This is a genomic window from Tabrizicola sp., from assembly GCF_041919135.1.
Lineage (GTDB): Bacteria > Pseudomonadota > Alphaproteobacteria > Rhodobacterales > Rhodobacteraceae > Tabrizicola.
On the sequence record NZ_JAYRUJ010000029.1, the window covers coordinates 18,560 to 30,283 of the forward strand.

The 11,724-nt window shown below is 68.4% G+C and carries 12 protein-coding genes and 1 pseudogene; 4 read left to right on the plus strand and 9 right to left on the minus strand.

Annotated features, from left to right (window positions below):
- Positions 1-107: 107 nt before the first annotated feature.
- A complete protein-coding gene (locus ACE3UA_RS16465; RefSeq protein WP_374647056.1) occupies positions 108-1,232 on the plus strand; it encodes an aminotransferase class V-fold PLP-dependent enzyme in 1,125 nt (374 codons plus the stop codon).
- 18 nt (positions 1,233-1,250) lie between these two features.
- On the opposite strand, the gene ACE3UA_RS16470 is transcribed toward ACE3UA_RS16465, so the two are convergent.
- The 3 genes from ACE3UA_RS16470 to ACE3UA_RS16480 form a co-directional block, all read right to left on the minus strand.
- On the minus strand, positions 1,251-2,474 hold the full coding sequence (locus tag ACE3UA_RS16470; RefSeq protein ID WP_374647058.1) for a UbiH/UbiF family hydroxylase: 1,224 nt from the start codon (positions 2,472-2,474) through the stop codon (positions 1,251-1,253).
- A gap of 52 nt (positions 2,475-2,526) precedes the next feature.
- Entirely contained in the window at positions 2,527-2,700 is a 174-nt protein-coding gene (locus ACE3UA_RS16475; RefSeq protein ID WP_197646728.1) for a hypothetical protein, read from the minus strand.
- Between the two features lie 72 nt (positions 2,701-2,772).
- Positions 2,773-3,423: a pyrimidine 5'-nucleotidase gene (locus ACE3UA_RS16480; RefSeq protein WP_374647060.1), complete on the minus strand. Its 651-nt coding sequence runs from the start codon at positions 3,421-3,423 to the stop codon at positions 2,773-2,775.
- A 90-nt stretch (positions 3,424-3,513) separates the two neighbouring features.
- Between ACE3UA_RS16480 and ACE3UA_RS16485 the strand changes: the two genes are divergently transcribed.
- Positions 3,514-4,149, plus strand: coding sequence for a GntR family transcriptional regulator (locus ACE3UA_RS16485; RefSeq protein WP_197646732.1), 636 nt, complete (start codon positions 3,514-3,516; stop codon positions 4,147-4,149).
- Here ACE3UA_RS16485 and ACE3UA_RS16490 read toward each other — a convergent pair whose 3' ends face one another.
- Positions 4,150-6,006 (minus strand): glycosyltransferase, encoded by a 1,857-nt coding sequence (locus ACE3UA_RS16490; protein WP_374647062.1) that lies wholly within the window; start codon positions 6,004-6,006, stop codon positions 4,150-4,152.
- A gap of 45 nt (positions 6,007-6,051) precedes the next feature.
- The gene (gene carA / locus ACE3UA_RS16495) at positions 6,052-7,203 is read right to left on the minus strand and encodes a glutamine-hydrolyzing carbamoyl-phosphate synthase small subunit (RefSeq protein ID WP_374647064.1); all 1,152 of its coding nucleotides are present in this window, start codon (positions 7,201-7,203) and stop codon (positions 6,052-6,054) included.
- A gap of 180 nt (positions 7,204-7,383) precedes the next feature.
- Between carA and ACE3UA_RS16500 the strand changes: the two genes are divergently transcribed.
- Complete coding sequence (locus ACE3UA_RS16500) at positions 7,384-7,842, plus strand: GatB/YqeY domain-containing protein (protein WP_374647066.1); 459 nt, start codon at positions 7,384-7,386, stop codon at positions 7,840-7,842.
- A gap of 237 nt (positions 7,843-8,079) precedes the next feature.
- Positions 8,080-8,616 (plus strand): hypothetical protein, encoded by a 537-nt coding sequence (locus ACE3UA_RS16505; RefSeq protein ID WP_374647068.1) that lies wholly within the window; start codon positions 8,080-8,082, stop codon positions 8,614-8,616.
- A gap of 42 nt (positions 8,617-8,658) precedes the next feature.
- On the opposite strand, the gene ACE3UA_RS16510 is transcribed toward ACE3UA_RS16505, so the two are convergent.
- From ACE3UA_RS16510 to ACE3UA_RS16525, 4 genes and pseudogenes are all read right to left on the minus strand, one after another.
- Positions 8,659-9,039 (minus strand): hypothetical protein, encoded by a 381-nt coding sequence (locus tag ACE3UA_RS16510; protein WP_374647070.1) that lies wholly within the window; start codon positions 9,037-9,039, stop codon positions 8,659-8,661.
- Between the two features lie 71 nt (positions 9,040-9,110).
- A complete protein-coding gene (locus ACE3UA_RS16515; RefSeq protein WP_374647072.1) occupies positions 9,111-9,596 on the minus strand; it encodes a DUF2244 domain-containing protein in 486 nt (161 codons plus the stop codon).
- Positions 9,597-9,718: 122 nt separating this feature from the next.
- Complete coding sequence (gene ctaD / locus ACE3UA_RS16520) at positions 9,719-11,398, minus strand: cytochrome c oxidase subunit I (protein ID WP_374647074.1); 1,680 nt, start codon at positions 11,396-11,398, stop codon at positions 9,719-9,721.
- A gap of 204 nt (positions 11,399-11,602) precedes the next feature.
- Positions 11,603-11,724 (minus strand): annotated as a pseudogene (locus tag ACE3UA_RS16525) (IS5/IS1182 family transposase); the annotation flags it as partial.

An 11,724-nucleotide genomic window follows, 5' to 3' on the forward strand; every position in this document is an offset into this window, starting at 1 on the left:
CGCCCGCGACATTTCCGGAAACGCCGCGCGGGTGGCGCTGTCGGTTTTGAGTATTTGTGAAAAGAGCAAATGCGCTAGGGTGGGGGCTGATTTGCAAGGAGTTACCCATGCCTGGACTGCACGCCCATATCGACCCCGAGGGTCTGGAGGAATTCTCGGTCGTCTTCACCGACCGCTCGCTCAATCACATGTCGGCCCGGTTCCAGCAGGTGATGCGCGATGTCTCGGGGCTGTTGAAGGAGGTCTACAAGGGCAGCGCGGTGGCGCTGGTGCCGGGGGGCGGATCCTATGCGATGGAGGCGGTCGCGCGGCAGTTCGGCAAGGGACGCGTCCTGATCCTGCGCAACGGCTGGTTCAGCTATCGCTGGACGCAGATCTTCGAGGCCGGGGGCTTTGCCTCGGAGACGAGCGTGGTGATGGCGCGGCAGACCGGGAATGACGCCCGCGCGCCCTATGCCCCGCCGCCGATCGAGGAGGTGGTGGCGAGGATCCGCGAGCATCGCCCGGATGCGGTCTTCGCCCCGCATGTCGAGACCAGTTCCGGGATCATCCTGCCCGACGATTACATCACCCGGATGGCGGCGGCGGCGCATGAGGTCGGCGCGCTGATGGTGCTGGACTGCATCGCCTCGGGCTGCGTCTGGGTCGACATGCAGGCGACGGGCGTGGACGTGCTGATCTCGGCGCCGCAGAAGGGCTGGTCTGCCTCGCCCTCGGCCGGGGTGGTGGTGCTGTCGCCGGCCGGCGAGGCGCGGCTGGCCGAGACCGTGTCGAACAGCTTTGCGCTGGACCTGAAGAAATGGCGCGCGATCATGGAAGCCTACGAGAAGGGCGGCCACGCCTATCACGCCACCATGCCGACCGATGCGATCCTGGGCTTCCGCGACGCGATGCTGGAGACGCAGGCGATGGGCTTCGAGGCGGCGAAGGCCGCGCAATGGGCGCTGGGACGCGCGGTGCGGGCGATGCTGGCGGAGAAGGGTGTGGTCTCGGTCGCGGCCGAGGGATTCGGCGCGCCTGGCGTGGTGGTGAGCTATACCGGCGACCCCGAGGTGCAGTCCGGCGCGAAGTTCCGGGCCGAGGGCCTGCAGATCGCGGCCGGGGTGCCCCTGCAGGTCGGCGAGGGGCCGGAGTTCAAGACCTTCCGCCTGGGCCTGTTCGGTCTGGACAAGCTGAAGGATGTGGACGGCACCGTTGCCCGTCTGAAGCGGGCGGTCGACGTGGTTCTGTGACGCGGCGCCGGCCGGGGGTCAGCCTCCGGCCGCTGCCTCGGCCTTGGGCCCGACGCCCAGGCCGGCGCGCATCAGGGCCTGGCGCACCGGCCGCGCGCCGTAGATCAGGTCGAGCGCCCTGGCCCGCAGGTCGCGCAGCGGCTGCGCCCCGGCCATCGAGGCGCGGTTCAACAGGTCGATCCCGGTGACGCGGGCCTGCACCTCCCGATGGCGGCGGCGGTGGTAGGCCTCGGTCACGGCGGGAAGGCCGGGATCCTGCCGATGTTTCCCGACAAGCTCCAGCAGGCAGGCGAGGTCGGCGAGGCTCATGTTCAGTCCCTGCGCGCCGATCGGGGGCACGACATGCGCGGCCTCGGCCATCAGGACCGTGCGCTGGCCCGACATGCGGTCGGCGATCCGGCTGATGATCGGCCAGACCGAACGGCGGCTGGCGAGCGTCAGCGGCCCGAGGATGCCCGAGGAGCGGGCGGTCATCTCGGCCTCGAACTCCGGGACCGGCAGCGCGGCGAGGCGCGCGACCTCGGCGCCGCTTTCCATCCAGACCACGGCCGAGGCGGGGCTGCCGTCGCGGTCGGGCAGCGGGACCAGGGTGAAGGGGCCGCCGGAGCGGTGCACCTCGGTCGTGACATTGCGATGCGGATGGGGATGAGTGACGGCGAAGGCCAGCGCCTTCTGGCCATAGCGGAAGCTGCGGGCACCGATTCCCAGCGCCTCGCGCAGTGGCGAGTCGCGGCCGTCGGCGCCGATCACCAGGCGGGCGGCGATCCGGGAGCCGTCGCTGAGGGTGACGATCGCCTCGGCCTCGCGGGTCAGGAGGCGGGCGAAGCCCACCCCGCTGCGCAGGCCGACCTGCGGCAGTTCGGCGATCCGCGCCAGCATCTCGCGCCGGAGGAGCCAGTTCGGCAGGTTCCAGCCGAAGGGCGCGTCGGAAATGTCGGCGGCGTCGAAATCGGTGACCAGACGCGCCTCGGGCGTCGGGCCGCCGGCGTCGATGATCCGCATGACCTGCAGCGGCGCGGCATGCGGGGCGAGGCGGGACCAGAGGCCCGCGCCCTCCAGCACGCTGCGCGAAGGTTGCAGGAAGGCGGTGGTGCGCAAATCGGCGCCCGCAGCCTCGGCGCTGGTCACCGGGGGGGCCGGGTCGACGCAGATCACCCGGAACCCGGCCGTGCCGAGGGCGCAGGCGGCGGCCAGGCCCGCCACGCCGCCGCCGGAAATCAGGATATCGGTCGTCTCGCGCATCTCGGGCCTCCGGCGGCAAGCATAGGCCGGGGCGGGGGCGAGGGCCAGTGGGTCAGGGCAGCGTGGTCCAGAAGAACAGGACGAAGATCACCGGCACCAGCGCCAGCGCGATCAGCACCAGCGCCGGAAAGCCCATCGCGAAGACGGCGACGGCGGCGGCAACCAGCGCGATCGCGATCAGGATGAGGGTGGTGGCGGCACCCTGGCTGGTTTCTTCGCTGGACATCGGGCTCTCCTGGATTGTGGGGGAAGCCCGCAGGATAGCGCATGTGGAAAGGTCAGGGAGTGTGACGCTTCGTCACCCCTTCAGCCGCCGCAGGAAGCCCGCGAGGTCGTCGGTATGGTGCTGGACATGCGGCGCAGGCTGGGCGGCGGGGGCGACATGGACGGTGCGCATGCCAAGCTCGTGCGGCACGGCGAGGTTGCGCAGGTCATCCTCGAACATGGCGGCGACGGCCGGGTCCAGCCCGTCGCGGGAAAAGACCTTCGCGAAGGCGCGGGCCTCGGGCTTGGGGTGGAAATCGGCGTGCTCGACGCCGTAGACCGCATCGAAAAGGCCGCCAAGGCCCCGCGCCAGAAGGACTTTTTCGGCATAGGGCGCGCAGCCGTTGGTATAGACGATCTTGCGGCCGGGAAGGTCGGCGATCGCACCGGCAAGCGCGGGATCGGGGGCGAGGACCGAGAAGTCGATGTCATGCACATCGGTCAGATAGGGGCCAGGATCGATGCCATGCTCGGTCATCAAACCGGCGAGGGTGGTGCCGTAGGTCTGCCAGTAATAGGCGCGCAGATGGTCGGCGCGGGCGCGGTCGACTTTCAGCGCCTGCATGACCCAGTCGGTCATCCGGACCTCGATCTGGTCGAAAAGGCGCATGTGCGGCGGGTAGAGCGTGTTGTCCAGGTCGAAGACCCAGGTGGCGACGCCGGAGAAGGGATGCATCATGCGCATGATCTAGTCCCGGGGCGCGGCCTTTGGAAGGGTTGATCGCGGTGCGGCGGGCAGGATAGGGTCCGGCGGACGGGAAAAGGGGCCGGAGCGGTGCAGAAAGACGCCTATACGCTGATCATGGAGGCGATCGAGGCCGGGGTCTACAAGCCGGGCGACCGGCTGGTCGAAAGCGAGCTGGCCGAGCGGCTGGGCGTCAGCCGCACCCCGGTGCGCGAGGCCCTGCAGCGGCTGGAGACCCAGGCGATGCTGACGCGCGACGGGCGCAGCCTGATCGTGGCGAGCCTCGACCACAACCAGCTGGCCGAGCTTTACGCGGTCCGGACCGAGCTTGAGGGTCTGGCGGCGCGGCTGGCCGCGCGTCATGCCACGCCCGAGGAGGTGCGGGTGCTGCGCAGCATGGTGACCGAGGACCGGGGGCTGCTGGGCGGCGATCCGCGCGCCTTGTCCCGCGCGAACAAGCGGTTCCACAAGCAGATCCACCTGGCCAGCCACAACCGATTCCTGGTGCAGCAGCTGGATCTGGTGCATCGGTCCATGGCGCTGATGGCCAACACCTCCTTCGCGGCCGAGGGGCGGGACGAGGTGGCGCTGGACGAGCACGACCAGATCGTCCGCGCCATCGAGGCGGGCGACGGCGAGGCGGCCTATCAGGCGTTGAAGTCGCATATCAGCAAGGCCTTCGAGACCCGGCTGCGGGTCGATTCGGGCGAGCTTCGGCTGCGCTGATCAGCGGCCGCCGGACTGGTCGAACAGGCCATGCGTGGTCTTGTCCCAGTAGAAGGGGCGGGTCGCGAGTTCGATCAGGGCCTTGTAGGCCGAGAGCGAGGCCAGCGGATAGTAAAGCTTGGTCGTGACGACCCAGAGAAGGCCGATCCGCTGGCCGCTGCGGCGCAGCCCGATCATGCCGATGGCCAGGTTGACCGCATCCGACAAGAGGAAGGTCGCGGTCATCGCCCAGACCGCCGCCGCGGGCAGGGCCGCGAACAGCGGATGCGCAAAGCCCAGCGGCACCAGCCAGAAGGTCCAGGCCAGGGGGGAGAGCAGCGATTGCACGATCGAGCCCAGGATCAGGATCTGGACGCCGAGGAAGCGCCAGGGGCCGAGCTGGCGCATCAGGAGGCCCGGCGCCCGCATGTGGACGGCCCAGGTCATCATATAGCCCTTCTGCCAGCGCGAGCGTTGCTTGATCCAGGGCAGGGCGCGGCAGTTCGCCTCTTCGCCGGTGACGGTCTCGACGATTTCGGTGCGGTAGCCGTGCCGCGCCAGGCGCAGGCCGAGATCCGCATCCTCGGTCACGTTATGCGCATCCCAGGCGCCCAGTTCCTCCAGCACGGCGCGGCGGAAGAAGAGTGTCGTGCCGCCGAGCGGGACCACCAGTCCAAGCCGGGCGATGCCGGGCAGGATCAGGCGGAACCAGCCGGCATATTCGATGGTGAAGCAGCGGCTCAGCCAGTTGGTCCGGGGGTTGTAATAGTCGAGCATCCCCTGCAGGCAGGCCACCTCTGGGCCGGAACGCTGGAACTGCGCCACCACGCGGGTCAGCTGGTCGGGGTCCGGCGCGTCCTCGGCATCATAGACGCCCACGATCGCGCCCCTTGCGTAGACCAGTGCATGGTTCAGCGCGCGGGGCTTGGTCTTCACGCTGCCGCGCGGAACGGTGATCACGCGCATCCATTCCGGCAGTTCGGAAGCGGCCAGCGCGTCGCGAGTCATGCGGTCGTCCTCCTCGACCACGAGGAGGACGTCGAGCAATTCCTCGGGGTAGTCGAGCCGGGCAAGGCGGGCGACGAGGCGGGGGGCGATGTCGCTTTCGCGGTAGAGCGCCACGATGATACTGATGATCGGATTGATGCCGCTGCCGGGCGGGGTCACGGGAGTCGGCCTGCGGGTCAGGGCGGCGAGCAGGGCCGCGAGTTTCAGGCCGACGAGCAGGACGAGGGTGACGGCGAAGAAGGCGAGGAGGCCCAGTCCGAAGCCCGTGGGCTGCGCAAGCGCCAGGGTGGCGAGCAGCGCCAGCGCGGCCATGCTGCGGGGAGAGCGGCGCAGATGCGGCCAGGCGCGGCAGCTTTCCGCTTCGGCGACCCGGCTTTCGGCGGCCAGGGCGAGCGCGGGGCCGGCGATGGCGTGGATCGCCTCCTCCACCGCGCGGGGAGAGGCCAGTGCGGCGCAGACCGGGCCCAGCCGCGCGGTCAGCCAGTCGCGCAGGCGCGGAAATTCCGCCGGGCGCGAGGTGGCGACGACCGTCACATCCCCCGCCCGCCGCCAGGGGACAAGGCCAAGCCGCAGGCAATCGGCCGGACCCAGCGCCGCAATCAGGCGGGCATCGGGCGGATCGGCCAGCGGATCGACGAGACCCATGCCGCGGTTCCGCGCCTCGGCCGCGAGGAGGTCGCCCTCCTCCACCAGGCCGCGGGCGCGCAGGACATCGGGCAGGCGCCCGGCCTCACGCCCCCGGTGGGCGAGGGCCATCACCAGATCCTCGGGCCCGACGACGCCCGCGTGCAGCAGCGAGGCGCCCATGGCCAGCCGCCGCTGCGGGGCGGGCCGGTCGGCATGCAAAGAGGGGCGCAGGGCAAGCGTCATGCCCCGCATCCTGCGCGCGCCGGGTTAACGGCCGGTTAATCCGCTTCAGCCGCGGCGGGCCTGCATCGCCCTGGCGAAATTCTCGAACAGGTAGAAGCTGTCCTGCGGTCCGGGCGAGGCCTCGGGGTGATACTGGACCGAGTAGACCGGCCTGCCATCCACCGCGAGGCCGCAGTTGGTGCCGTCGAAGAGCGAGACATGCGTCTCGCTGACGCCTTTCGGCAGGGTGTCGGCGTCCACGGTGAAGCCGTGGTTCATCGAGGTGATCTCGACCTTGCCGGTGGTCAGGTCCTTGACCGGGTGGTTCGCGCCGTGGTGGCCGTGGTTCATCTTGCGGGTCCTGGCGCCAAGGGCCAGCGCCAGCATCTGGTGGCCAAGGCAGATGCCGAACAAGGGCAGGTCCTTCGCCAGCACGCCCTGGATCATCGGCACGGCATATTCGCCGGTCGCGGCCGGATCGCCGGGGCCGTTCGAGAGGAACACGCCCTCGGGGTTGTGGGCCAGGACCTCCTCGGCGGTGGCATTGGCGGGAAGGACGGTGACCTCGCAGCCCACGGACACCAGGCAGCGCAGGATGTTGCGCTTGGCGCCGTAGTCCACGGCGACGACGCGGAAGCCGGGCCCCTCGCGCCGGGTATAGCCTTCGGGCCAGGCCCAACGCTTCTCGTCCCAGCGGTAGCTTTGCGCGCAGGTCACGTCCTTGGCCAGATCAAGCCCGACGAGACCCTTCCAGGCGCGGGCCTTGGCGACCAGCTTCTCGATGTCGAAGCGGCCCTCGGGGTCATGCGCCAGCGTGACATGCGGCGCGCCCTGCTGGCGGATCGCCCGGGTCAGCCTGCGGGTGTCGATGCCGCCGATGCCGATGCGGCCGATCTTCGTCAGCCACTGGGTCAACTCGCCGGTCGCGCGCCAGTTCGACGGCTCGGTCGGGTCCCATTTCACCACCATGCCGGCGGCGGCGGGGGTGGCGGTCTCGTCATCCTCGGGCGTGATGCCGGTGTTGCCGATATGGGGGAAGGTGAAGGTCACGACCTGGCCCGCATAGGAGGGGTCGGTCATGATCTCCTGATACCCCGTCATCGCGGTGTTGAAGACGAGTTCCGCCACCGTTTCGCCCGTGGCGCCGAAGCCCTGGCCGTAGAAGACCGTGCCATCGGCGAGAGCAAGGCAGGCGGTTGGCTTCTGCTGCGCAGGCATGGGCGACTCTCCTATGGGCAAATTGCGCGGAACCTAAGGGGCGGGGGGCGCAGGGTCAAGGGTGGATGCGAAAAGGATTTTAAAACGAAATCAATGGCTTGGCAAAATCCGCCATGGTTGCGGTCCGCAGCCGATCAGAGTATTGTCGCAAGCTTGGGGAAACAATCGGAAAGTCCGACCATGCTTTTGCGCGACCGTCTGCAGACGGCCCTCAAGGAGGCCATGAAGGCCAAGGAGGCCGACCGGCTGTCCACGCTGCGCCTGATCAACGCCGCCATCAAGGACCGCGAGATCGCCCTGCGCGGCGAGGGCGAGGCGGGCGAGGTCGGCGAGGCCGAGATCCTGCAGATCATGGGCAAGATGGTGAAACAGCGCCTGGAATCCGCCCGCGCCTACGAGGAAGGCGGGCGGCTGGAGCTGGCCGAGAAGGAACTGGCGGAAATCGGCGTGATCCAGGAGTTCCTGCCGCGCCAGCTGGACGCGGAGGAGGTCGCGGCAGCGGTGGATGCGGCGGTGGCCGAGACCGGGGCCGCCAGCATCCGCGACGTGGGCAAGGTGATGGCCGCGCTCAAGGCGCGCCATACCGGCCAGATGGATTTCGGCGCGGTGGGGGCGCTGGTCAAGGCGCGGCTTGGTTAGGCCGACAGAGGCCCGCCGGCTGGCGAAACGCTCACATTCGTGATAATGTACATATGGTCTCCGGCCTTCCTTTGGCCGGGGGCATTCCGGGGTTTCCAGTGTTGTGCCGGTATCGGCCGCCCGATGTGCGGGGGCCGGACTTGCCCGTTCTTCAGGACAGCCCGACCGTCTTGCCACCGCCGACCCAGACCCACGTCCGGCACCGCGGGAAACCTCTCCATTTCAGGGAGGTTGGCGATGACAATACGCGTGATGCTTGTGTCGCTGTGTGTGGTGGGAGGTCTGTCCGGCCCGGCCCTCGGGCAGGATGCGGAGGTGATCAAGAGTGCGGAATCGGCCGCTCCGGCCGCGCTGGCGTCGGGTGCCACGATCTATGGCTTCGACGAAAGCGGGATGATGATGACCGTCCGCGAAGGCACGAACGGCTGGTGGTGCATGGCGGACAATCCCGCATCGCCCGGGCCAGATCCGATGTGCGGCGATGCGAATGCGCTGGAATGGGCGCAGGCCTGGATGGGCAAGACCGACCCGCCGGCGGGCAAGGTCGGGTTCATGTACATGCTGTCCGGGGGCAGCGACAGCAGCAACACCGATCCCTTTGCCGCCGGCCCCGAGGAGGGCAACCATTGGGTCACGACCGGCCCGCATGTGATGGTGCTGAACGCGACCGGCATGATGGCGGGCTATCCCGATACGGCTGATCCGGACACCTCGATGCCCTATGTCATGTGGCCCGGCACGCCCTATGCGCATCTGATGATCCCGGTCCAGTGATCCCGTCCCAGAGCCGCGGCGCCGCGGCTCCGGGCGCTCGGGTCAGGTGGCGCGGCCCGCCAGCCAGGCGATCGCCAGCCAGATCGCGGCGCGGAACGGCAGGACCAGCGCGGTGCGCAACTCGACCGGGGTGCCGGACAGCGCGGTCACGATGAAGGCGGCGAACACCGCCAGGGTCGCCAGCCCGATGGCCAGGGCGATCCCGCGCGCGGCGGGGTGGCGGACGACCAGCGCCCAGGCCCCGGCCAGATAGGCGAAACCGGCGGCGAAGTTGAAGACGACCACGAAGCGGACGGCATGTCCGGCGGCCGCCTGCGCCTCGGGCGGGCCGAAAAGCACGAGGCCGCCGCTGACGATGGTCATCAGGCCGAAAAGGCCGGCGGCAATGGCGACGGGGCGGGTCCAGCGGGCGGAAGGGCTCATGTCCGGCTCCTGTCCAGGGATGCGGGCAGGATGCGCCCCGTCAGGCCGCCTGCGCCTTGATCCCGGTCAAGTCAGCGCAGGGCGTTCAGGCGGGCCTGCAGCTCCTCTCCCAGCATGAGGCGCTCCTCCTCCGACAGGAAGGCGCCCAGCTCGACCTCGCGGCCCTCGCCCTTCAGCGTCAGGTAGTGCGGCACCGGGCCGCCGGTCGGGTGCAGCGTCACGCGCAGCCAGTAGGGGTTGGCCTCCCAGTCCTGCCGCTTCCCCTTCGGGCCGTGGCGCACCAGCTGGATGCGGTCGCGCGACAGGTGCAGGTCCTCGACGATGTCGCGGTCGCGGCCGTTCTTGCGCAGCGCGAACCAGATCGACCAGACCGCGCCGATCAGGAAGGGCAGAAGCACCCAGAGTACCGGATTGCCGAGGATGCCGAGCAGCGGCGCCGCGATCAGCGCGGCGGTCATGCCGATGAACCAGACGAAGCCGCGCTGGTCCAGCGAGCGGTGCGGCCAGAGCTGCAGGCGGTCCTCGCCGCCTTCGGGGGGGAGCCATTCATAGGGCATGGAATCATTCTAGCCGCGGCTCGGGCCGGGAAAAGGGGGATCGCCGCGCCCGGCGAGAGGGAATCGCGCGAAAGAAAAAAGGCCCCGGGGTTTCCCGGGGCCTTCTGTCGCTTTCGGCTGCCTCAGTGGGCGTGGCTGCGGTCCCAGTCCTCGCGCTTGGGAAGCTGCTCGAACGTGTGTTCGGGCGGCGGGCAGGGCAGGGTCCATTCCAGCGTGTCGGCGTATTCGTTCCAGTAGTTGTTCTCGGTGATCCGGCGGCCCCAGAGCAGGCTGTAGACCATGATGCCGATGAAGAACAGGAAGCCGGCGAAGGAGATGAAGGCACCGACCGAGGAGAACCAGTTCCAGTAGGCGAAGGCCTCGGGATAGTCGATGTAGCGGCGCGGCATGCCCTGGCGGCCCAGGAAGTGCTGCGGGAAGAAGGTGATGTTCGCGCCGATGAACATGATCCAGAAGTGCAGCTTGCCCGCCCATTCCGGATATTGCCGGCCCGACATCTTGCCGAACCAGAAGTAGATCCCGGCGAAGATCCCGAACAGCGCGCCGAGCGACATCACATAGTGGAAATGCGCGACGACATAATAGGTGTCGTGGTAGGCGCGGTCCACCGGGGCCTGGCTGACGACGATCCCGGTCACGCCACCGACGGTGAACAGGAACAGGAAGCCGAAGGCCCAGAGCATCGGGGTCTTGAACTCGACCGAGCCGCCCCACATCGTCGCGATCCAGGAGAAGATCTTGATGCCGGTCGGCACCGCGATCACCATGGTCGCCAGCATGAAGTAGGACTGCTGGGTCAGCGACATGCCGACGGTGAACATGTGGTGCGCCCAGACCAGGAAGCCCAGCACGCCGATCGCCACCATCGCATAGACCATCGGCAGATAGCCGAAGATCGGCTTCTTGGCGAAGGTCGAGATGACGTGGCTGACGATCCCGAAGGCCGGGATGATGATGATGTAGACCTCGGGGTGGCCGAAGAACCACAGGATGTGCTGATAAAGGATCGGGTCACCGCCACCCGAGGGGGTGAAGAAGGTGGTGCCGAAGTTGCGGTCGGTCAAGAGCATGGTGATCGCGCCGGCCAGGACGGGCAGGGCGAGAAGGATCATCCAGGCGGTGACGAAGATCGACCAGGCGAAGAGCGGCACCTTGTGCAGCGTCATGCCGGGGGCGCGCATGTTCAGGAAGGTCGTGATCATGTTGATCGCGCCCAGGATCGACGAGGCGCCCGACAGGTGGACGGCGAAGATCGCCAGGTCCATCGCATAGCCGCCCTCGGCCGTGGTGGTCAGCGGCGGATACAGGACCCAGCCCACGCCCGCGCCGGTGCCCAGATCGCCACCGCCGCCCGGCGCCAGCATCGAGGCCACGCCCAGCGAGGTGCCGGCGATGTAAAGCCAGAACGACAGGTTGTTCATCCGCGGGAAGGCCATGTCCGGCGCCCCGATCTGCAGCGGCATCAGGTAGTTGCCGAAGCCGCCGAACAGCGCCGGGATGACCACGAAGAACATCATCAGGATGCCGTGGTAGGTGACGGTCACGTTCCAGATATGCCCGTTCGGCGTGCAGGTCGCGGTCGCATCGGCGATAAGGCGCAGGCCCTCCTGGCACATGTACTGGACGCCCGGATGCATCAGCTCCAGCCGCATGTAGACGGTGAAGATGACCGAGATCAGACCGACGATCCCGCCTGCGAACAGGTAGAGGATGCCGATGTCCTTGTGGTTGGTCGACATGAACCAGCGGGTGAAGAACCCGCGTCTGTCATGCTCGTGGCCGTGAATGGCTGCGTCCGCCATGGGCTGCTCCCGCTTTGGTCGTAATTTATGCCTAAGGGCAGCCCGCATGACGGACTGCCCGGCTCTCTTGTCCCGTTGTCTTAGCCCCGCAACTGCCGCGTCGCAATGCATGACTTTGGCGCAAGGGCAGAAAATGCCCCGCAAGATGACAGAAGCGCGCGCCTCGGGGCCGGGGCGCGCCCTTCGCGCGAAGGGGGTGTCGGGCTAGGCTGCGGACTCATAAGCGCGGGTCCATAGTCTTGAGCAGACGAGAAGGACGGCGGCCAGGTAGTTGGTCGCGGTTTTTTCGTATCTGGTTGCGATCTTTCGGAACTGCTTGAGCTTGC

Coding starts and splice junctions, on each gene's coding strand:
- ACE3UA_RS16465 (WP_374647056.1), top strand. CDS start 108: ATGCCTGGACTGCACGCCCATATCGACCCCGAGGGTCTGGAGGAATTC.
- ACE3UA_RS16470 (WP_374647058.1), bottom strand. CDS start 2,474: ATGCGCGAGACGACCGATATCCTGATTTCCGGCGGCGGCGTGGCGGGC.
- ACE3UA_RS16475 (WP_197646728.1), bottom strand. CDS start 2,700: ATGTCCAGCGAAGAAACCAGCCAGGGTGCCGCCACCACCCTCATCCTG.
- ACE3UA_RS16480 (WP_374647060.1), bottom strand. CDS start 3,423: ATGCGCATGATGCATCCCTTCTCCGGCGTCGCCACCTGGGTCTTCGAC.
- ACE3UA_RS16490 (WP_374647062.1), bottom strand. CDS start 6,006: ATGACGCTTGCCCTGCGCCCCTCTTTGCATGCCGACCGGCCCGCCCCG.
- carA (WP_374647064.1), bottom strand. CDS start 7,203: ATGCCTGCGCAGCAGAAGCCAACCGCCTGCCTTGCTCTCGCCGATGGC.
- ACE3UA_RS16500 (WP_374647066.1), top strand. CDS start 7,384: ATGCTTTTGCGCGACCGTCTGCAGACGGCCCTCAAGGAGGCCATGAAG.
- ACE3UA_RS16505 (WP_374647068.1), top strand. CDS start 8,080: ATGACAATACGCGTGATGCTTGTGTCGCTGTGTGTGGTGGGAGGTCTG.
- ACE3UA_RS16510 (WP_374647070.1), bottom strand. CDS start 9,039: ATGAGCCCTTCCGCCCGCTGGACCCGCCCCGTCGCCATTGCCGCCGGC.
- ACE3UA_RS16515 (WP_374647072.1), bottom strand. CDS start 9,596: ATGCCCTATGAATGGCTCCCCCCCGAAGGCGGCGAGGACCGCCTGCAG.
- ctaD (WP_374647074.1), bottom strand. CDS start 11,398: ATGGCGGACGCAGCCATTCACGGCCACGAGCATGACAGACGCGGGTTC.